Annotated in this window: 18 protein-coding genes and 1 CRISPR repeat array; of the genes, 11 read left to right on the top strand and 7 right to left on the bottom strand. The window is 41.0% G+C overall.

Going from position 1 to position 21,391, the window contains the following annotated elements:
• Positions 1 to 4: 4 nt before the first annotated feature.
• The 5 genes from accB to ftsY form a co-directional block, all read right to left on the bottom strand.
• Positions 5 to 460 (bottom strand): acetyl-CoA carboxylase biotin carboxyl carrier protein, encoded by a 456-nt coding sequence (accB, locus tag H153_RS0104500; RefSeq protein WP_022846956.1) that lies wholly within the window; start codon positions 458 to 460, stop codon positions 5 to 7.
• A 14-nt stretch (positions 461 to 474) separates the two neighbouring features.
• Positions 475 to 1,044 carry an elongation factor P gene (gene efp / locus H153_RS0104495; protein WP_022846955.1) on the bottom strand — a complete coding sequence of 190 codons (570 nt, stop codon included), beginning with the start codon at positions 1,042 to 1,044 and terminating at the stop codon, positions 475 to 477.
• 71 nt (positions 1,045 to 1,115) lie between these two features.
• Positions 1,116 to 5,444 (bottom strand): glutamate synthase large subunit, encoded by a 4,329-nt coding sequence (gltB, locus tag H153_RS0104490; protein ID WP_022846954.1) that lies wholly within the window; start codon positions 5,442 to 5,444, stop codon positions 1,116 to 1,118.
• Positions 5,441 to 6,040 (bottom strand): hypothetical protein, encoded by a 600-nt coding sequence (locus H153_RS0104485; protein ID WP_022846953.1) that lies wholly within the window; start codon positions 6,038 to 6,040, stop codon positions 5,441 to 5,443. Before H153_RS0104485 ends, gltB begins: the two co-directional genes overlap by 4 nt.
• 21 nt (positions 6,041 to 6,061) lie before the next feature.
• The gene (ftsY, locus tag H153_RS0104480; RefSeq protein ID WP_022846952.1) at positions 6,062 to 7,450 is read right to left on the bottom strand and encodes a signal recognition particle-docking protein FtsY; all 1,389 of its coding nucleotides are present in this window, start codon (positions 7,448 to 7,450) and stop codon (positions 6,062 to 6,064) included.
• A 93-nt stretch (positions 7,451 to 7,543) separates the two neighbouring features.
• Here ftsY and thiE point away from each other — a divergent pair, with 93 nt between their 5' ends.
• From thiE to H153_RS10075, 11 genes are all read left to right on the top strand, one after another.
• A complete protein-coding gene (thiE, locus tag H153_RS0104475) occupies positions 7,544 to 8,179 on the top strand; it encodes a thiamine phosphate synthase (RefSeq protein WP_022846951.1) in 636 nt (211 codons plus the stop codon).
• Positions 8,151 to 9,209 (top strand): alanine racemase, encoded by a 1,059-nt coding sequence (gene alr, locus H153_RS0104470; protein WP_022846950.1) that lies wholly within the window; start codon positions 8,151 to 8,153, stop codon positions 9,207 to 9,209. The genes thiE and alr overlap by 29 nt, the downstream gene beginning before the upstream one ends.
• Positions 9,210 to 9,226: 17 nt before the next feature.
• Positions 9,227 to 10,048 (top strand): 50S ribosomal protein L11 methyltransferase, encoded by an 822-nt coding sequence (locus H153_RS0104465; protein ID WP_022846949.1) that lies wholly within the window; start codon positions 9,227 to 9,229, stop codon positions 10,046 to 10,048.
• On the top strand, positions 10,021 to 10,869 hold the full coding sequence (locus H153_RS0104460; RefSeq protein ID WP_022846948.1) for a PHP domain-containing protein: 849 nt from the start codon (positions 10,021 to 10,023) through the stop codon (positions 10,867 to 10,869). Before H153_RS0104465 ends, H153_RS0104460 begins: the two co-directional genes overlap by 28 nt.
• Positions 10,870 to 10,872: 3 nt before the next feature.
• Positions 10,873 to 11,844, top strand: a complete 972-nt coding sequence (locus H153_RS0104455) for an NAD(P)H-dependent glycerol-3-phosphate dehydrogenase (protein WP_022846947.1) — start codon at positions 10,873 to 10,875, stop codon at positions 11,842 to 11,844.
• Positions 11,841 to 13,709 (top strand): selenocysteine-specific translation elongation factor, encoded by a 1,869-nt coding sequence (selB, locus tag H153_RS0104450; RefSeq protein WP_022846946.1) that lies wholly within the window; start codon positions 11,841 to 11,843, stop codon positions 13,707 to 13,709. The genes H153_RS0104455 and selB overlap by 4 nt, the downstream gene beginning before the upstream one ends.
• Before the next feature lie 120 nt (positions 13,710 to 13,829).
• Entirely contained in the window at positions 13,830 to 14,057 is a 228-nt protein-coding gene (rpsU, locus tag H153_RS0104445; protein ID WP_022846945.1) for a 30S ribosomal protein S21, read from the top strand.
• A 20-nt stretch (positions 14,058 to 14,077) separates the two neighbouring features.
• A complete protein-coding gene (locus H153_RS0104440) occupies positions 14,078 to 14,530 on the top strand; it encodes a GatB/YqeY domain-containing protein (protein ID WP_022846944.1) in 453 nt (150 codons plus the stop codon).
• A gap of 64 nt (positions 14,531 to 14,594) precedes the next feature.
• Entirely contained in the window at positions 14,595 to 16,874 is a 2,280-nt protein-coding gene (locus H153_RS0104435) for an endonuclease MutS2 (protein ID WP_022846943.1), read from the top strand.
• 156 nt (positions 16,875 to 17,030) lie between these two features.
• Positions 17,031 to 17,822: direct repeats of the CRISPR family, unit length 19 nt; unit sequence GTTGAAATGCCCTGATAAA.
• Between the two features lie 49 nt (positions 17,823 to 17,871).
• The gene (locus tag H153_RS0104430) at positions 17,872 to 18,735 is read left to right on the top strand and encodes a DMT family transporter (protein ID WP_022846942.1); all 864 of its coding nucleotides are present in this window, start codon (positions 17,872 to 17,874) and stop codon (positions 18,733 to 18,735) included.
• Positions 18,736 to 18,822: 87 nt separating this feature from the next.
• Positions 18,823 to 18,978: a zinc ribbon domain-containing protein gene (locus H153_RS10075; RefSeq protein ID WP_022846941.1), complete on the top strand. Its 156-nt coding sequence runs from the start codon at positions 18,823 to 18,825 to the stop codon at positions 18,976 to 18,978.
• 27 nt (positions 18,979 to 19,005) lie between these two features.
• Here H153_RS10075 and truD read toward each other — a convergent pair whose 3' ends face one another.
• Together truD and H153_RS0104415 are read right to left on the bottom strand one after the other, a co-directional pair.
• Entirely contained in the window at positions 19,006 to 19,869 is an 864-nt protein-coding gene (gene truD / locus H153_RS0104420; RefSeq protein ID WP_022846940.1) for a tRNA pseudouridine(13) synthase TruD, read from the bottom strand.
• Between the two features lie 2 nt (positions 19,870 to 19,871).
• Positions 19,872 to 21,386 carry a YifB family Mg chelatase-like AAA ATPase gene (locus H153_RS0104415; protein WP_022846939.1) on the bottom strand — a complete coding sequence of 505 codons (1,515 nt, stop codon included), beginning with the start codon at positions 21,384 to 21,386 and terminating at the stop codon, positions 19,872 to 19,874.
• Between the last annotated feature and the right edge of the window lie 5 nt (positions 21,387 to 21,391).

The following is a 21,391-nucleotide window of genomic DNA, read 5'->3' as shown; positions in this document are numbered from 1 at the left end:
CGGTTTACACTTTCTCTATGTAGAAGAGCGGTTGGTCAAATTCAACAGGTTGTCCGTTTTCTACAAGTATCTTTACTACTCTTCCTGATATGTCGGATTCTATTTCGTTCATAACTTTTAGAGCTTCGATTATGCAAAGGGTCTGTCCCTTTTCAACAAAATCCCCTTCTTTTACAAACGGTTCGGCACCTGGAGAAGGTGCTCTATAGAATGTTCCAACAATTGGTGAGCGAACAATGTGAATGTTTTCTGCTGGTTCCGGTGTTTCAGCTACTGGCTTTGCGGGTTCCGCTGGCGCCGATGCTACTGTTGTTTCTACAACTCTTTCAACCGTTACAGGTGGAGAAGTCTTTTGACGGCAATAGCGGGCTTTTACCTTGAGACCTTCAAGCTCTATTTCAACTTCTTCTATGCTGCTGTTTTCAAGAGATTTTAAAAGATTTTCAATTTTTTCTATCACAATAGCCTCCGAAATTACTTGTTAACTCTCTCAAGGTACTTACCTGTTTCGGTGTCAATCTTCACGTACTCTCCAACGTTTATGAACGTTGGAACCTGAACAACTGCGCCTGTTTCAAGAGTAGCAGGTTTGAGAACGTTATTTACCGTATCTCCTTTAAATCCTGGTTCTGTTTCTGTAACCTGGAGGATTACCGTTTTGGGAAGTTTTACAGATAGGGGTTCTCCTTTGTAGAATTGAACCTGGACGGTATCATTTTCCTTAAGGAATTTTGCTTTTTCACCTAAGTTTTCTGCCGGTACCGGAATCTGCTCATATGTTCTTGTATCCATAAAATAGTAGAATGTTCCATCGTTGTACAGGTATTCCATTTCCTTCTCTTCAAAGTCAGCTACTTCAAGCTTTTCACCAACCTTGTAAGTTTTCTCAACCACGTTCCCCGTTCTGAGATTTTTTAGCTTTATTCTTGCAAAAGCCTGCCCTTTTCCTGGTTTAACGTGCTGGTAGTCAACTATTTCGTAAGGGTCGCCATTTATTTCCAGCTTCATACCTTTTGATATCTGGTTTACGTCTATGGATGCCACTTTTAACCTCCTGTTTCAGCCTGAAAGTTTGCGCTATTATACTATACGCCATTTGAAATTATAACAATTTGTTAATCCGGCAGTCCTGTTGTTCCTATTGTTACAAGCTCAACTTCCTTCGCCCCTATGGGAACAATTTTCCTGATGCGTTCAAACATAAAGTTATTTTCAAGGATTTCGGCGGCTCTTTCGCTCTTTGTAAATCTGTAGTGTTTATTAAGTAGCACTTTTAGAAAGTCTGCATCTTTTCTTGATAATTCTTTTACCGTTACGTAGTTTTCATTTATCTTTTTCTCTATCTCTTCATCAAGAACATAGGCAACGCCGCCTGTCATTCCTGCTCCGAAGTTCATTCCAACTTCGCCAAGTACGGCAACAACACCTCTTACCATATATTCGCAGGCGTGTTGCCCTGCTCCTTCAACGACGGCAACTGCACCGCTGTTTCTAACGGCAAATCGTTCACCTACTCTGCCGGCGGCAAACAACGCTCCACCCGTAGCACCATAAAGCAACGTGTTGCCTGCAATTACATTTTTTGAAGGATTCCCTTTAAAGTTTTCCGGAAATGTTATTACGATGAGGCCTCCTCCAAGTCCCTTTCCTGCATAGTCGTTGGCTACACCTTTGAGAAAGAGCGTTATGCCTGTTGATAAGAACGCTCCGAAACTCTGCCCTGCAGTTCCTTCAAAATAGAGCCTGACTATGTTTTTAGGAATTTCTTTTCCAAATTTCTTTATAAGAAGATTGGAGAGGGGAATGCCAATGCCTCTATCTGTGTTTTTGATCAGGTATCTGCCTGTGAAGGGCTCACCGTGTTCTATGTAAGGCTCTGCATCCTGTACAATTCTATCGTTTAAAGGTGACTGAACAGGGTTATAGGGGATTGATTCTCTGATAAAGGGAAGTGCCGGTTCGAGAATGTATTCAAGGTGAAGGTCAGAAGCTTTTGTAAATTTTTCAATTTTTTCACTGTCAGGTTTTAAAAGGTTACTTCTGCCGATTATCTCTTTTAGGCTTCTGTATCCCATCTGAGCTAAAAATCTTCTTACGTCTTCGGCGACGAGGCGGAAGTAATTTATGACAGCTTCTACCTTTCCTCTGAACCTTTTTCTCAGTGCTTCATCCTGTGTTGCTATACCAACGGGACATCTGTTTGTGTGACACTCTCTATCCATTACGCAGCCTTCTGCTATCATGGCTGCTGTTCCTATACCAAACTCTTCAGCACCGAGCAGTGCCGCTATGATCACATCTCTACCCGTTTTTATTCCACCGTCAACTCTTAAAACAACATTTTCTCTCAGACCGTTTTCCATAAGGGTCCTGTGTGTTTCAGGAAGGCCTATTTCCCATGGAAGTCCAGCACCTTTTATAGAGGTTATCGGTGATGCGCCGGTTCCTCCGTCACATCCTGATATCTGAATAACATCCGCTTTTGCCTTTGCCACGCCGGCAGCAACGGTGCCAACGCCAGATTCAGCAACAAGCTTGACGGCTATTTTAGCCTTTGGGTTTGCAAGTTTCAGGTCGTATATAAGCTGTGCAAGGTCTTCGATGGAGTAGATATCATGGTGAGGCGGTGGTGATATAAGCGTAACGCCGGGAACAGAGAATCTCAAGGATGCAATGTAAGGAGTAACTTTTTTACCGGGAAGGTGTCCACCTTCTCCCGGTTTTGCCCCCTGGGCTATTTTTATTTCAATTTCTTCGGCCGATGCCAGATAGGCTGGTGTAACACCAAATCTTCCTGATGCCACTTGCTTTATTTTACTATTTTTAATTGTTCCGTATCTTTCCGGGTCCTCACCGCCTTCGCCGCTGCAGCTTTTTGAATTTATTCTGTTCATCGCTTCGGCTATGACCTCGTGTGCCTCTTTTGAAAGTGCGCCGATAGACATTCCGGGAACCATGAGCTGTTTCATTATCTCTTCAGCAGGTTCTACCTCTTCTAATGGTATGGGTTTTTTGTCCGATTCTATTTTTAGAAGGTCTCTTATATAGACAGGGTTTTCCCTGTAGTAGTCATAAATCTTCTCGTAATCTTCAAATTTTCCCGTCTTTGAGGATTTTAAGATGGCTCTTACGACCTGAACTGAAAATCCGTGCTTTTCCTTTCCCGGGCGGTAGTAAAGCTCGCCGCTTTCAGGAATTTCATCAAGTTTTTCAGCAATTTCTATCCTTCTGTTTATCTCTTTTTCAATGTCTTTTAATGTCATTCCACCTGTAGGTGAGAGCATGTTCGGGAAGAATTCGTCAATAACTTCTTGGGACAGTCCAATAATGTCAAAGTTTTGTCCAAGGTGGTAAGAGGATATAAGAGATATACCCATTTTGGACATTATCTTTAGAAGTCCTTTTTCAACGGCGGTTTTATAGTTTTTGACAAGCGTTTCAAATGGCAGGTTAAGTTCAATCTCTCTTGTTTTAAGGTATTTGTAAACCAGATAGGGATAAACTGCACTTGCACCGAAAGCTATAAGTGCAGCAATTTCGTGGGTGTTTTTTACCTCTCCCGTTTCAACGACGATAGAAACTTTGTGCATGAGTTCCTGCTTTTTCAGAAAGTTAACCAGTCCTGATACTGCAAGTAGTGAGGGGATTGGCTTATTAACGTCTTTATCAGAAAGAATTACTATGTCAGCACCTTTCTTGATTTCATCTGCTACCGTTTCAAACAGGTTATAAAGCCCTTCTTTAAGGTCGCTGTCAAATTCCATTTTAAATGTTGCCGTCTTCATGAATTCAAGGTTTTTAAGGCTTTTAAACTCTGACGGTGTTAGAAGTGGTGATTCAAGTTCAACTCTCCTTGGCAGTTTTCCCTCTCTTTCAAGGAAGTTGACCTTTCCGCCCAATCTCATTTTTAGAGACATAACAACTCTTTCTCTAATCGGGTCTATCGGCGGATTTGTAACCTGGGCAAACTTCTGCTTGAAGCAGGAAAAGAGTGAACACGGATTTGCTGACATGAAAGGAGGCGGTGTGTCGTCTCCCATTGAGTAAACGGGTTCTTTTGCCTCTTCTGCCATTTCATCCACGACAAATTCAAGGTCTTCCTTTGAGAAGCCAAACTTGAGGAGTTCTTTTTTTAGTTTCTTCTCTTCCGGTTTTTCAAACGTGCATGGTGTTGAAAAGTCGGAGAGTTTAAAGAGTTTTCTTCTTATCTCTTTTTTGAGGTTTCGTTGAAGTGCTATCCTTTTGAGAACTTCTTCGTTTGTTTCAACCGTTCCAAATTCTGTATTTACTACAAGGATTTCTCCAGGTGACAGTCTATTGTGGGAAATGATTTTGCTTTCGGGAATCTCAATCATTCCTTCTTCAGAACCGAATACAATCAGGTTATCTTCTGTTATTAGATACCTTGCCGGCCTTAATCCATTTCTGTCAAGCTTTCCGCCGACTATCTTTCCATCTGTAAATACTACTGCGGCAGGTCCGTCCCACGGTTTCATGAGAAGGAGGTGGTAGAGGAAAAACGCCCTTTCATCTTCGTCAAGATCAAGCATCTCATACGCAGGTGGTATGAGGACGCTTATAGCTTCTTCTGGTTGGTATCCAGCAAGCACCATAAGTTCAAACACTCTGTCAAGAGATGTGGAATCACTTTCGTTGAAGTCAACGAGAGGTAGTATTTCCTTTATCTGCGTTCCAAAACGAGAACTTTTTATTATCGGTTCAACGATTTTTATAAAGTTTCTGTTTGCCGTTATTGTGTTAATTTCACCGTTGTGTGCGAGCATTCTTAAAGGTTGTGCCAGTCGCCATTCAGGATTTGTGTTTGTTGAGTATCGCTGGTGGAAAAGAGCAATTGCCGTTTTAAACTCTTCATTTTCAAGGTCAGGATAAAACTTTTCAAGGTCTGGTGCAAGCAGCATTCCCTTGTAAACTATAAGTCTGTTTGAAAGTGAAAGAACATAAGTTTCGTTAGAGACATCTTTTAGAGCTTTTTCAAGCTTTCTCCTTAAAATGTAGAGCCCTATGTCACCTAAAAACGGAATGATTATTTGAACGATGAACGGCATTGATTTTCTTGCTATCTCGCCGCATTCTTCCTCTCTTACGGGAACTTCACGGAGTACAAATTCTACCTTGGCCTCTCTTAAAAGCGTTTCAATTTTTTTTATTGAACTGTCAACTTTTTTTCTGTCTATGAATATCGTTCCGACTGCAATGTCGCTGTTTTCAAAATCTTTTCCGCTTTTTTTCGCCTCTTTTTTGAAAAACTCTTCAGGAAGCTGGAATAGAACGCCTGAACCGTCTCCTGTTCTTCCGTCAGAGAGAACAGCCCCTCTGTGTGTCAGGTTGGAAACAGCTTTAAGTGCATTTTCCAGTATTTTGTAACTTTTCTCACCGTTGATGTTGGCTATAAATCCGACGCCACAAGAGTCTTTGTGTTTCATTCCTCTTTCTCCTGAAAATGAATTATGTACTTTCCGTTAAAGGATGATGCCTCTTCAAGTCCCACAAATTTTGTTCCATTTTCCTTGAACTTTTCAAAGGTGTGTGATGGGAAGAGGCAGTATTCTGGTTTAATCGTTTTTACAATCTCTTCAAATATGCGGTTTCCCGGTTTTAGATTGGAGACAAAGATATTTACCCTTTCAAGTTTTAGTTTTTGGAAAGTTGCAAAAAGGGCGGCGATGTCCTCAGCAAATATGTATCCTGTATCTTTTTTAGGGAATCTTCCGCCATACCTTTTGGCCCACTCTTTTCTGGTAAATTTCCACGTTTGTGGATGGTAAACGCCGCTGATACCGCTAAAAAAAATACCTTTGTACTTGAATATTCTTGACATTATGTCAACGCCGTCACTCTTTGAAAGAACCTCATAGTCTTTTTCTTTTCCGTGAATGTAGAACCAGGTTCTTTTAAGAATTAGAGGTTCTTTCAGGTTTAAAGGTCCCAGCGAAATGCTTATGTCTGCACCTGAAACTTCTAACAATCCTTTTAACCTTTCTCCGTTTCCGTTTAGAGCACCCGTTATGAGAAATTCCATTGCCTTCTCCCTTTAAAGGCTTTAACTGAAAAGTCCTTCAACGAATTCTTCAGGGTTGAACGGTCTTAAATCTTCTATTTTTTCACCTATTCCGATGTACTTTATCGGTATTTTCAGCTCACTTGCTATGGCAATTACTATTCCGCCTTTTGCTGTGCCGTCAAGTTTGGTAAGCACAATTCCTGTAACATCTGTTATCTCTTTGAAGGCTTTTGCCTGAGATATTGCGTTCTGTCCCGTGTTTGCGTCAAGAACAAGAAGAATTTCAGACGGTTCACCCGGTATCTCTCTGCTGATAACTTTTTTAATCTTTTTAATCTCTTTCATTAATCTGTCTTTATTGTGAAGTCTACCTGCTGTATCAACAATAAGAATGTTTTCTCCTTTAGCTTTAAGGCTCTGAACAGCGTCAAACACCACAGAAGCAGGATCTGCTCCTTCGCTTCCCTTTACTATTCTTACACCTGCCCTTTCAGCCCATACTTCGAGCTGTTCTATTGCAGCTGCTCTAAACGTGTCTGCTGCGGCAAGGAGAACACTTTTCCCTCTATCTTTAAGCTGTTTTGCAAGCTTTCCTATGGTTGTTGTCTTTCCCACTCCGTTAACGCCAAGAACTAAAATGACCGATGGTTGATTTTCTATTTTTAGTTCTCCTGCGTATTGGGAAAGGAGACTTTTCAGTTTCTCTTTAAGGACTTCAAGAAGTTCGTCAGATGTTTTAAGCTTTCTCTTTTTCGTTTCTTTTCTAAGCTCTTCTATAAGTTGAAGGCTCGTTTTTACACCTATGTCTGCAAGTATGAGTCTTTCTTCAAGCTCTTCAAAGAGTTCTTCGTCTATCTCTCTTCCTTTAAAAACGGAAAAGTTTAGGGCCTCTCGTGTCTTTTTTAATCCCTCTTTGAAGCTTTTAAAAAATCCCGTTTTTCTTTTTCCCGTTTTTTCTTCAAGTTCTTTCTTTAATTTTTGTAAAGTTTTCTTTTCGCTTTCAGGAACAGCTGGTTCAATCTCTTCTACCTTTTTAAGGGCTTCGTTGTACAGTCCTTCCTGTTTCAGTATCTCTGCTATGTTGTAGCTTGCAAGGAACCGGACTTTTCCATTTTTTGATTGGGCAGCCGTTTCAAAAAAATTACGGGCCCTTGAAAGGTTGTTGTTTTTCTTTTCGTTTAAACCCGCAAATAAAGCTTTTATCTCTTTTTCAGATTCAGGTAGGTGCTTTAAAGTTTCTTCTATAAGATTTTTCTCTTTTGCAAGCTTAAGAGCTTCAATGATAAGGCTTCCGTCGCTGTATATCAACGCGTTAGCAAGGGCTTCACCGTCACTCTCTTTTTCTGCTAACTTAAGCCATTTTTCCGGTTGATTAGGATTCTCTTTAAGCTCATCTCTAAGGCTTTTTCTTTTAAAGAAACCGAGCATACTCTACTCCTTTAACTATTGAACGTCTGGTAATACTAAATTATACTATTACTTTGATTTTTCCACATTTTCTCTTCCACAAAGGGTACTGGTATGGATTTAAAACTCTATGCAATTACCGATGAGCGTTTTATGGATGAAACCAATATAGCCGATAAAGTGGCTGCGGCAATAGAGGGTGGTGTTTCCATCATTCAGTACAGGGCGAAGAAAAAAGATTCTCTTAATATGTATCGTGAAGCGTTGATTGTAAGGAATGTTACTAAAAGGTATGGGGTTCCCTTTATTGTTAATGACAGGCTTGACATAGCCCTTGCCGTTTCTGCCGATGGCGTTCACGTCGGGCAGAGTGATTTGCCGGTTTCTATAATCAGAAAGATTGTCGGGGAACATTTCATCATAGGACTTTCTACTCACAATCTGTTTCAGGTTGAAAGGGCAAACGAAGAAGAGGTTAATTACATAGGGTTTGGTCCTGTTTTTCCAACGAATACAAAAGAGAAACCTGATCCTGTAGTTGGAGTGGACGGTCTTTCTCAGGCAGTTAAAAACTCTTTTCATCCGGTTGTTGCAATTGGAGGAATTAATTCGGATAATATCGGTAGTGTTCTTGCCTGTAAACCTGCAGGTATTGCCGTTGTCAGGGCTATTTTTGATGGTGATCCTTTCGTAAATGCCAGAAAACTGAGAGAGAAGATAGATGCTGAGATGGGCAGAAGTTTACCTTGATAGATTAAAAAGAAATTATGAAAGTTTGAAAAGGTTTGCCGGAAATAAGAAGATTATTGCTGTTGTTAAAGCGAATGCTTATGGTCACGGAAGTGTTGCAGTCGCTTCTTTTTTAGAGAGAAAGACAGATGTTTCTGCTTTTGCCGTTGCTACTGTATTTGAAGGGATAGAACTTAGAGAGGGCGGTATAAAAAGTCCTATTATTGTTATGAGTAATCCTCTCTTTGAGAGTGCCAGGAATTTTTTAGAGTATGACTTGATACCTGTAGTTTTTGATTTTGAAAGTCTTGGTATTGCTATTGAAATGGGAATTCCTTTTCATGTGAAGATAGATACCGGCATGGGGAGACTCGGATTTATGCCGGACGATTTTCAAAAGTTAACGGAGTTTTTTTCTTCACCTCTGTTCAAAGGTATCATGAGCCATTTCCCCGTTTCTGACGAGGACGAGACTTTTACCAGACAGCAGTTTTCGTTTTTTATGAGGTTTGTGAAGGAAGCTTTGAAGGTAAACAGCGATATTGCTGTTCATGTTGATAACAGTGCTGCGGTACCGTACCATTTTGATTCTTTGCTTACACATTCAAGGATAGGACTTGCTTTATATGGAAGTAAACCAGGTCCTGACTTTCCGATAAAGCTTGAACAGGTTATGGAGATAAAGTCGAGACTTATACAGGTTAAGACGTTGCCCGAAGGATGGGGTATCTCTTACGGTAGAACTTATGTTACCTCTTCAAAGGAAAAAGTTGGTGTAGTTGCCTTTGGATATGCAGATGGGTTGATGAGGAGCCTTTCCGGAAAATGGTATGTAAAGGTAAACGGTGAAAAGTGCCCGGTCAGGGGAAGAATCTGCATGGATATGACAGTTGTTTCTCTCGAAGGGGTTGATGCCCGTCCCGGTGATGAGGTTGTTATTACTGACAGGGAGCTTACCTTTGATAAAATGGCAGAAGAGGCGGGAACGATTTCTTACGAAATTATGTGTGATATTAGCCCCAGAGTAAAAAGGGTATTCTTAGAAGAATAGGATTTGAGAGGGGAGCGATGGAAAGGTACTACATGGCTTTTGACTTTGCCATTCCAAACGAAGAGAGGGACAAGGCAGACTGCATACTTTTTGAAGCGGGATGCAAGGGGATAGAAGATTTAAAAGAGGAAAACGGAATATCCTACATTCGTGTGTATTTTGACGGTGATACCGACTTTAATCCCCAGGCCTCACCGCTTAAGGATTATCTCCTTGGTTCTTTTAGAATAGAAGAGCAGAACTGGAACGAAAACTGGAAAAAGCACTTCAAGCCGACACCAATTGGAAAAAAAATTGTCGTTGTTCCTTCCTGGATGAAGGACGAGTTTAATCCAGGTGACAGGATACCTATTTACATATATCCGGGTCAAACCTTTGGTACAGGTACTCACGAAACTACAAAGTTGATTATGGAACTTATAGAAGAATTTATGCTTCCGGGTTTTTCATTTTTAGATGTTGGTTGTGGTAGTGGTATTCTCTCCATTTTAGCTAAAAAACTTGGTGCGAAAAAGGTTGTTGCCTGTGATATTCAAAAAGAGGTTGAAGATGAACTTGAACTTAACATGGCAATAAACAATATTTCAGGTATAGAGTTTGTTCCTGGAAGTGTTGATGCTGTTGAAGGCACTTTTGACATGGTTGCTGCAAACATAGAAAAGCATCTTTTGGAGCCACTAATTCCCGACCTGGTTAAAAGGACTGAAAGGTATCTCCTTGTTTCCGGTGTTTTGAAAAGTCAGGAAGAGGACATGGTTAAAGAGCTTAAAACTAACGGCCTTGTTATTAATGAGATTAGAAGGGAAGGTGAATGGATAGCTATAGCAGCAATGAAATAATGGTTGATCTTCATGTTCATACGACCTGTTCTGACGGAACAGATAAACCGGAAGAAGTCGTTAAACTTGCGTCTCTAAAAGGTCTTTCTCTTATAAGTATAACCGATCACGATACAGTTTCAGGTCTTGAAAGTGCTGTCAATGCCGGAAAAGTATATGGTGTTGAGGTGATTCCTGGGATAGAGGTAACAGCCGATACATCCATGCTTCCTGCATCTGCCGAGTTTCACGTTCTCGGCTACTTTATTAATCCCGATTCGCCTTCAATTCTTGAGCTTGTGGACTTTTTTTCAAAATCAAGAGAAGAGAGAAACAGGATTCTCATTGAGCGTCTTGGCGAAGAAGGATTTAATATAACTTATGATGAACTTGAAAAAGTTTTCGGTAAAAACTTTGGAAAGCCGAATATAGTAACGATGCTTGTTAAAAAACAGATGGTTTCTTCCAGAAAGAAAGCTTTTGCCCTTTTAAGACGGCTGAAGGTGAAAAGAAGGAAGCTTGATTACCGGGAGATTTTCAGGTTGATAAAAGAAGCCGGAGGTATTCCCGTTCTCGCACACCCCTATACGTTGAAGTTGGGATGCTCCAGACTTTACAAGTTCGTTTCACAGCTTAAGAGAGAAGGGCTTGAAGGTATTGAGGTTATTCATTCAGAACACACCCCCTCTATGGTTGTTAATTTTAAAGAGATGGCAAAAGAACTCGGCCTTTACACCACAGGTGGCAGTGATTATCACGGGTATAATAAGCCTGACATAGACATTGGAATGCTTAAAATTAAAATGAAGGATCTCAATTTTGGCGTTTTTGCTGGAGTGTAAGCTATGGTTATAGGTATTCTTGGTTCCGGGAGCTGGGGTTCTGCTCTCTCAATACATTTTGGGAGAAGCGGGTTTAACGTAGTTCAGTGGTGCCGTGAGGGGGATGTTGCTAACTCTATAAACAGGGAAAGGGAAAACAAAAAGTATCTTAATGGTGTTTCTTATCCCGATTCTGTAGAGGCGGTTTCTGACATAGAAGTTTTCTTTAAGAAGGTTAAGGATGTTGTCTTTTCAGTTATTCCTGCACAGTTCACAGGTGATTTCTGGAGGAGGCACAGAGAGTTTCTTTCAAAGAGAAAGGTTATATGTGCGAGTAAAGGGATTGAGATTTCTTCTCTAAAGTTGCTTTCTCAGGTTTACGCTGAAGCCGTTGGAGGTGACTACTTTGTTCTTTCAGGTCCCACATTTGCAAGGGAAGTTGCCCTTGGAAGGCCCACTGCAGCGGTTCTCGCCGGCAAAGACATAGATAAGACTTTTGAAATGGTTAATCTTTTAAACACGAAACTTTTCCGTCTGTATGCTTCTGACGATGTTATCGGTGTTGAAACAGGCGGTGCAATGAAAAACGTCATAGCCATTGCAGCAGGTATATCCGACGGTATGGAACTCGGGAGCAATGCCAGAGCAGCCTTGATAACAAGGGGACTTCATGAGATTAAGAAGCTTGGATTAAAGCTTGGTGGTAAAGAAAAGACCTTTTACGGCCTTTCAGGAATGGGAGATTTAATTCTTACATGCACGGGTAACCTTTCAAGAAACAGGCAGTTTGGCCTGACCATTGGAAGAGGTGAGGGAGAGGTTGATAAAAAGTACGTGGTTGAAGGTGTTCATACGGTGAAAGCGGCCGTTGAACTTTCGGAGAAATTGAATGTTGAGATGCCTATAACGCGGGCGGTTTATGATGTTGTGTATGAAAGAAAAAATCCTTCCGAAATAATGCTTAATCTGCTATCAAGGCCGGTGAAGGAAGAATGAAAAAGGTAGTAACAATAGGAACTGCTGGACATATAGACCACGGCAAAACCTCTCTGGTAAAAAGGCTTACGGGTGTTGATACGGACCGTTTGAAAGAAGAAAAAGAGAGAGGCATGACCATAGAACCCGGTTTTGCCCATTTCTTCCTTGATGACTGCCTGATAAGCATTGTTGATGTTCCCGGGCATGAAAAATTTATAAAAAACATGGTTGCCGGTGCTCACGGCATAGACGGTGTTCTTTTTGTGATTGCAGCTGATGAGGGAGTAATGCCGCAGACAGAGGAACACCTTACTGTCTGTCAGATGCTTGGAATAGAAAAGGGTATTGTCGTTCTTACGAAGGTTGACACTGTTGATGAAGAGTGGCTTGAGCTTGTTGAAGAAGATGTCAGGGATTTTCTGAAAGAGACTTTCCTTGAAAAGGCACCTTTTGTAAAGGTTTCTTCAAAAACCGGTGCAGGTTTTGATGTTTTAAAGGATGAACTGAAAAAGTTAGTTGAATCTCTTGATGTACGGAAAGGAAGAAGCTTTCCCCGCCTGCCTGTTGATAGAGTTTTTACTGTAAAGGGTTTTGGCACTGTCGTTACAGGCACGCTTTCGGATGGTGAACTTTCAAAGGGCGATACGGTTGAGATTCTGCCTTCTAAAATAGAGACGAAAATAAAGAATCTTCAGACGGCAGGTAAAGACGTAGATAAAGCTTTTCCAGGGCAGCGGACAGCTGCAAATTTAACAGTGCCGAAAGAAAAGGTTCACAGAGGTGATATCTTAACGGTACCTGGAACTTTAAGGTCTTCAAGGATTGTTGATGTAACTTTTACACTTTCAAAATCTGCACCTGCGGTTAAAAAGAGGCAGAAGGTTCACTTCCACTACCTTACCCTTATGGCTGAGGCGGAAATTGTCCTTGTAGATAGGGACATTTTAAATCCCGGTGAAACCTGCTTTGCACAGGTGATTTTTGACAGGGATATTTATCCGGTTTACGGCGATAACTTTGTTGTCAGGACGATTTCACCGGGCAGGGTTATAGGTGGCGGTACGATTCTTCATCCTCTTGAAACGAGACGTTATCGTAAAAAGTTTGCAGACAAGTTTATAGAGAAGCTGAATGCCCTTTATAAAGGGAAGGAATCGGCGTTCATGGAATTTGTTGGGGAGTTTGAACCTCTTGAAATTAAGCTTTTACCTCAGCTGTTAAATCTTTCTTTAGATGAAGCGAAAACACTTGTTGAAAAGTTTAAAAAAGAAGGAAAAGTTATCGTTGCAGATGGGCTTATCTACACGGTTGAAACTTTTAAATTGCTGGTAAACAGGGCTTTAGAACTTGTTGCTGACTATCACGAAGAGTATCCCGTTGCAGACGGAATAAATAGAGAGACACTGAAGAGCCTTTTGAACGTGGGAGATGAACTCTTTTTAAATATTATTTCCTCAGCAGGACTTGAAGAGAACGGAAAAGTTATAAAGTTAGAAGATTTCAGCCCTCACCTTGATGAAAAATTTTCAAAACTAAAAGAGGACATAGATGCAGAACTTGAAAAGAGCGGCCTGTCAGTGCCTACTCTGAGCACTTTAAAGGAAAAGTTAAACGTACCATCCGATGAGTTTTACATGCTTTTATCATTTTTAAAGAGGGAAGGTTACAGGACGGCAGGAGATTTTCTGCTTTTACCGGAGATGTTTAAAGAGATTAAAGAGAAGACAGTTAATCTTTTGAAGGAGAAAGGTGAAATAACAGTTGGCGATTTTAAAAATCTCTTTAACCTTTCAAGGAAACACGCCATTCCATTCCTTGAACTCCTTGACGCTGAAGGTGTAACTGTTAGAGATTCGAATGGGAAGAGAAAGTTGCACAAGTGACCATTTTCCTTTTGAAAATTTTCTAATCTTCACTCTGAAGCTTTTGAAAACAGTTGCAAATCGGTAATCGTGGTAATATAATGGCAGTAGCAAAATTACCACCAAAGGAGGCGATGCTTAATGGCAACAATTTACGTCCGTGACGGAGAGCCATTCGAGAAGGCGCTAAAGAGATTCAAGAAGCTGTGCGAAAAGGAGGGTATTCTTACTGAGATTAAGAGGAGAGAATACTACGAGAAGCCAAGTGAAAAGAGAAAGAGAAAGGCTATGGCTGCAAGAAAGCGTCTTATCAAGGCTCTCAAGAAGCGCGGTCTTCTTCCGCCAAGAGGTAAGAAGAAGAAAAAGTAATTGTTTAAGAGGCATTACTGATGGGATTAAAAGAGAGACTCATTAAAGACATGAAAGAGGCCATGAAGGCCAGGGATAAGGTTAAACTCAGCACCATAAGAATGATAAACTCTCTTATAAAAAACGCTGAGATAGACAAGCGCGGCGAACTTACAGACGAAGAGATTGTTTCTCTGCTTCAAAAGTACGCAAAGCAGAGACGTGAGTCCATAGAACTCTACGAAAAAGGTGGCAGGCAGGATCTCGTAGAGAAGGAAAAGGCAGAGCTTGCCATTGTTGAGTCTTACCTTCCAGAGCAGATGAGTGAAGATGAGATTCGCAGGATAGTTGAGGAAGCCATAGCTGGAACGGGAGCTTCTTCACCGAAGGATTTAGGTAAGGTTATGAAGGTTGTAATGCCAAAGGTAAAAGGAAAGGCTGACGGTTCTGTTGTTAACAGGATTGCAAGAGAACTTCTCTCAGGAGAAGGTTAATTACCATGGCTTATAATCGTGGCGCTGGCACTCCTTTGGTCTATTGGAGGGGGTATTCATAATAATGTTCAAAGGAGTGTGGCGCCACCTTGATTTTGATACTCTTCTTGAGAAAACTGCCTCCCTTGCCCGAAGTGAACCGGGCAGAAGGGCTGTTCTCTCTATTACACCTTCCACCGATGTTTCGGAGATAACGGAAGAGACACTTATTACATTTGAATTTGTAAGGCTTTTAACAGAAAGGTCTTTTCCCCTTGAAGCTTTTCCCGATATTTCATCGGTTATAAAAAAGGCAAAGGTTGAAGGTGCAGTATTTTCAATTCCGGAAATCCTGTCTGTTTACACTGTCTGCTGCCAGTCAAAGATTGTAAAGAAGTTTCTTAACGACATAAGAGAAAGGTTTCCGAGGCTTTCAGCTTTTTCCGGTTCTCTCTCAAGTTTTCTTGAATTGAGAGAACTTATTGACACTTCCATTGACGAAAGCGGTGAGATTCTTGATACTGCTTCTTCTAACCTTAGAATGATAAGGGAGAAAAAGAGACAGATAGCCGACAGCATAAAGAAACGTCTTGAATCCCTTGTTAGAAGGAACGAAGATATATGTCCCGACCAGATTATAACGATAAGGAACGGTAGATACGTTGTCCTTGCCAAAAACAGTTACAAAAAGCGGTTTTCAGGCATCGTTCACGACCGTTCGATATCGGGACAGACTGTCTATGTTGAACCTGCCTTTGTTGTTGACGATAACAACAGGTTGAGGGAGCTTGCAGCGGAAGAGGAAAAAGAGATAAAGAGGATTCTTGCCTACATAAGCAAGAAGATAAGGGAAAACAGATTCCGCATTTCTGCGGCTTTTTCCACACTTGTTGAACTTGATAGACGGTACGCAACTGCTGAGATGAGCCGCAGATTGAAAGGCACGCTTCCTGAGATTTCGGACAGGATAGAACTTAAAGATGCAAGACATCCGCTTCTCGTCCTTTCACAGAAAGAAGTTATTCCTGTTGATGTAAAGGTTGAAAAAGGCCTTGTCATTACAGGTCCCAATACCGGCGGTAAAACGGTAATACTCAAGACTCTGGGGCTTTCCGTTTTGATGTTTCAATCGGGATTTCTCATACCTGCTGCGGAAGGCAGTAAAATCCGTATTTTTAAAAAAGTAAGGGCAGACATAGGCGACGAACAGAGCATTGAACAGAGTTTGAGCACTTTCAGTGCCCATGTTAAGAACATTTCTGAGATTCTTAGCGAGGCTGATAAAGATACCCTCGTTCTTCTTGATGAGCTCGGTGCCGGAACAGATCCGGTAGAAGGTTCAAGCCTTGGTGTTGCGATACTTGAATACTTAAAAGAAAAAGGCGCCGTTTCAATCATAACGACCCACTTTACGCCGATAAAACTTTACGCTTATAAGGACGACTATTATGAGGTTGCATCTGTTCTCTTTGATGAAAAGAGTTTGAAACCTCTATACCGCCTTGCTTACGGTGTCATAGGCAGAAGCTACGCATTTATCATAGCGAAACGTTACGGAATGCCTGATGCTGTTATAGAAAAGGCGCAGAAGCTTCTATCTTCAGAGGATAGGATTGCATCTGAGATTGTTGCAGCCCTCGAGTCTGAATATAGAGCCCTTCAAAATGAAAGGGAAGAGGTTGCAAAATTAAAAGAAGAGCTTGAAAGAGAAAGAGAAAAGCTTGAAAAAGAAAAAGAACTTTTAAAAGAGAGAGGTGTTGAGAACCTTCAGGCTTACATAAGGGAATTTAGAGAAAAGAGTGAAAAGCTTCTTTCTGAAATTCAGGACGAAAGGCTCAGGAAAAAGGTAAGGGCGCTGATACAGGAAGCTAAAAAGAAAGTGGAAGCGGCGGAAGAAAAAGAGATAAAAAGAGCTGCCGCGGAAATAAAGCCCGGCATGATTGTAAAGATCAAGAAAACAGGAAGGAAAGGAACAGTTATAACTGTTGATACAGAAAGAGGTATAGCAAAGGTTGCGATAGGTGCTTTAAAAATAGATATGAAGTTAAATCAGCTTGAGCCTGTTATTGAAACCGTTGCCGAAAAGAAAAAAATAAGGATAGACGCAAAGGTGCCTCAAAACTTTTTCCCTGAAATTAAACTGCTTGGAATGAGAGGCGATGAGGCACTTGATGCTGTTGAAAAATTCCTTGATGATGCAAGACTTGCGGGATTTCACAGGGTAAAAATCGTTCACGGTCACGGAACAGGCATTTTAAAGCGGCTTGTCAGGACATATCTAAAAGATTCACCTTATGTTAAATCTTTCCGCGGTGGAAGAATAGAAGAAGGCGGTGACGGTGTTACGATTGTGGAGCTGAAATAGTATAATAATTCCCGGTAAGGTCTTTTACATCTGAATAGGCGAAAACCTCTTAAAAAAATTGTATGTTCAGAGTGGTTGCGTTGCAAGGCTTATTAGTTTATTGTAAAGAACTTAAGTTCTGAAGAGATAGAGAGTCAACGGTTGAAATTCGGTGCTGTTGAAATGCCCTGATAAAAGAGAGGGATTGCGACTACTACATCCTGTCCTGACACACAGAGAGAAACATACTTCCCGTTGAAATGCCCTGATAAAAGAGAGGGATTGCGACCTCCTCAACCCATTTAGTCTCTTCTTTTATTGCAGATAAATTAATGTTGAAATGCCCTGATAAAAGAGAGGGATTGCGACTCCAAAGGAAGAAGCCTTTTCGCAATCCTTTCCATCGTCCTGTTGAAATGCCCTGATAAATGAGAGGGATTGCGACTATCCACAGTATCCCCAAGAGGCCGGACCTCCTGAGGGTTGAAATGCCCTGATAAATGTGAGGGATTGCGACGAGTTTTTCCTTTTTAGCCTCTTTTATAAGGGATACGATTTGTTGAAATGCCCTGATAAATGTGAGGGATTGCGACCTTCTGGATGTTGGAAAGAAAAATTGTCTATTTTTTTGTTGAAATGCCCTGATAAAAGAGAGGGATTGCGACAAGCCAATCTTCGATGATACTTTCATAGCCAATCTCTACGCCGTCGTTGAAATGCCCTGATAAAAGAGAGGGATTGCGACAATTGAAAATCATTATTGAAGTAATGTGTTATTTCATTAAGTTGAAATGCCCTGATAAATGTGAGGGATTGCGACTAGAAAGGGAATTGAGGTCGGATTTGACTCTTATTGTCTGTTGAAATGCCCTGATAAATGAGAGGGATTGCGACTTATCAGGAGGAAGGGGTTTTCCTTCCGTTTGGCTTATGTATTGAAATGCCCTGATAAGTGTGAGGGGTTGATGTGTTTTGTAAGAAGTGTTTAAATAATTTGAAAATTCTCACTGGTGATTAAATGAAAGTTAAGGGTTTGCTTGAAATGTTAGGTGCTACTTCTATATGGGGTAGCGTTCCTCTGATGGGTATATGGTCAGGACTGCCGAGCGGGGTTTTCGTGTTTTTTAGAGTTCTCTTTGCCTTTCCGTTTGTCTTTTACTTTGCAGTTAAAAAGGATTCTCTGAAAAGTTTTTTCAGTCTTAAACCGTTCTGGCCTCTGCTTTTAAGCGGTGTTATGCTCGGCGTTAACTGGATTTTCTTTTTCTGGGCAGTTAAGGTTACAGATGTTGCAACCGTTGTAACCATCTACTATGCAGGTCCTGTTATTTCCATTCTTTTAGCGGCTCTCTTTTTGAAAGAGAAGATGAATGTTTTTACAGTGCTTTCTATCTTTTTAGCCTTTGCCGGTGTCGCTGTCAGCAGCGGCGGATTTAATATAGATAAAGGTGCACTTATTGCACTGCTTGCCGCTGTCAGTTACGGGCTTCTCGGGTTTTTCTCAAAGGTTTCCACAATTCACCATAAAGCAGTTACAGTTACTGCCTGGCAGGTACTTATATCAATTTTTATTACCCTTCCTTTTCTGTTTTTAGCAGACTGGCATTTTACCGTGAACGGTTTTTTGGTTACTCTTTTTGCAGGTGTTGTTCACACGGCACTTGCCCTGTTCCTCTGGTATGATTCTCTTAATTACATTAAGGTTTCGTTTGCTTCTATCCTGCAGTATCTTGATATCGTTTTTGCCGTTATTCTTGCCTATATTTTCCTCTCTCAAGTTCCGACGGAGCGTCAGATTTTGGGCGCTGTTCTGATTGTGTCAGCAGGCGTTTTGATTTCTCTGAAAGAAGTAAATGTTGAAGTCAGGAAGAGAAAAACGGCGTAGATGCTTCCATTAACATTGTATTTGTCATATATTTACAGATACAATTGAAAGAATATGTTTTTGTTTCTCTGTTTTGCAGGAGGAAGAATGCAGATTTACGTTTTTAAGTGTAATGAGTGCGGGAAAGAGTTTGAAGTTGAAATCTTTGCACCGCTTCAGGTTCTTGATGTTAAGTGTCCCGAATGCGGTTCTGATGATGTTGAGGTGATAAACATCATCAATATCTGTTCACCGTTTGGCTGAGGCTGATTTACAGGGGAAGGTTTCCCCTTATCTAAAATCACAAAAAATTAGATAAACTGTTGCGTAGGCGCCTTTCGGAAGGGAAAAAGATATAAAGTCGTTTTTAATTTCTGCTTTAACCGGAAGGTAAGTTTTCCTGAAATCACCTTTGATTCTCAAATTCTTTAAAGTTCTGATGAAATCGTCCATTGAGATATCTTTCTCTGACAGCACTTTTTTGTAGAAGGGCAGACTTTCCCTGTAGTCTTTTTTATAACCTGCAATTGTCCAGAATTTTGGGACTTTTTCTCTGATTTTTTCAAGAGATTCTGAAGGTATAAAAAAGTGGAAACCTTCACAGTTTTTAAATTTTCCTTCCACCGTTTCGGATAAGTAAAGTTTTAGCGTTTCATTCCACAAGAATGAGAGAAAGGCATCTATTAAAAAATTTTCCCGCCACTTTAGCTTTCCTGGTTTTTCCATAAGCTTTTTAAAAAGTTTTTCCCCTTTATAAACGTTTCCCTTTAATCTCTGGATTCCGTAAAAGTTTATGAAGTAATTGGCAGGTTTAACCTTTTGCCCGTGCAATTTTATGTAAAATCGGTTTCCCTTCAGGTGTCCGATTTTTATTTTCTTTGGAATTTTTCCGATAAATTTCAGAAAATAAGCACCGTCTTTTAAATTTTCTCTTACATAGTTGCCTTTAAATTCCGGGAATGAAACGTGCTGAACTGTCACGGCTGTTTTGTCTTTGAGTCCTGCGTAGGAAAAGCCTAAAAGGGATGCAAGCTCTCTCGTTGTGAGGTTCTTCTTTGTTAAAAGGTATAAAAAGTGTGTTCCGTTTTCATCTATTTCAAAAGAAGCTTCTTCAATGACTATAAAATCTTTGGGTCTCTTTTTTATCTCTATCATTTTTAGTTTGCCGAGATGTTTTCTCTAAATCCCAGAGCTTCAATGATGTGTTTTGGCTGGATTATATCTGATTCATCAAGGTCTGCTATTGTTAACGAGAGTTTTAGGATTCTATTGTAAGCTCTCGCAGATAGTGCATAGGTTTTAACGGCGCGGTTTAGTATCTCTTCTGCCTTATCTGTAAGTTTACAGAATTTTTTTATGGCTTTTGAGTCCATCTTTCCGTTGAACGAAAACGGCAGTCCTTTAAATCTCTCTTTTTGCCTTTCGTGGGCTTTTGTGACTCTTTCTCTGATTTTTTCAGAGGATTCGCCCTTTTCCATCTTTGCAAGCTCTTCGGGCTTTACGGCAGGTAAAGATACGTGAATGTCTATCCTGTCAAGTATCGGTCCTGAAACCTTTGAACGGTAGCGTTTAACCTGGGCAGGTGAACATGTACAGTAGTGAACACCGTCTTCAAATCCGTAAAAACCGCAGGGACAGGGATTCATGGCTGCTACAAGCATGAATTTTGCCGGGAAGGTTATGCTTCCTGAAATTCTTGAGATTGTAACTTCTCCGTCTTCTATCGGTTGTCTCAAGGCTTCAAGGGCAGAACGTTTAAACTCTGGAAATTCATCAAGAAAGAGAACGCCGTTGTGGGCAAGGCTCACCTCGCCGGGTCTGATACTGCTTCCCCCACCTATCAGTGCTACATCTGATACGGTATGATGCGGCGCACGGTAGGGTCTTTTCGTTATTATGCCGCTTAACATTCCTGCGGCACTGTATATCTGTGTCGTTTCTATGATTTCCTTTTCTGTCATTGGCGGCAGTATTGTCGGGATTCTCCTTGAAAGCATTGTTTTTCCTGAGCCCGGCGGTCCTACGAAAAGTATGTTGTGCCCGCCGGCTGCCGCTATTTCAACGGCTCTTTTGGCGTGATACTGGCCGGCAATGTCTGACATGTCAACGGCAAAGCTGAAGTTATTTTCTGTTAAGTTTTTTTTAACAGGTTCTATTTTGATGTCGTCGTTTAAAAAGGCAACTGCTTCTGAAAGGTGCTTAATCGGGATTATTTCAATGCCGCTTATTAAAGAAGACTCTTCAGCGTTTTCTGAAGGTAAAATTATCCCTCTGTAACCTTTCTTTTTTGCAAGTATAGCTGCAGCAAGGGCACCTTTTACTTTTCTTATCTCACCTTTGAGACCAAGTTCGCCGGCTATCAGATATTCGTTTAGCCTTTTGCCTGAAACGATGTTCTGTGCCACCAATATGCCGATTGATATCGGAAGGTCGTATATCGTTCCCTCTTTTTTGACATCTGCCGGCGCAAGATTTATCACTATTTTCTTTGCAGGAAAGGGATAGCCCGAATTTACGATTGCCGCTTTTACCCTTTCTCTGCTTTCTTTTACGGCAGAATCCGGAAGTCCAACAACGATGGTGCCCGGCATACCTCTGCCGGCATCAACCTGAACCAGAACCTCAACTGCATTAACACCTATTAGCGTGTAGCTTTTAACGTTGGAAACCATAAATT

This window comes from Desulfurobacterium sp. TC5-1 (assembly GCF_000421485.1).
In the GTDB taxonomy this organism is placed as follows: Bacteria; Aquificota; Aquificia; order Desulfurobacteriales; family Desulfurobacteriaceae; genus Desulfurobacterium_A.
Note: the sequence above shows the minus strand (reverse complement) of the source record. Positions and strands in the feature narration are given on the sequence as shown.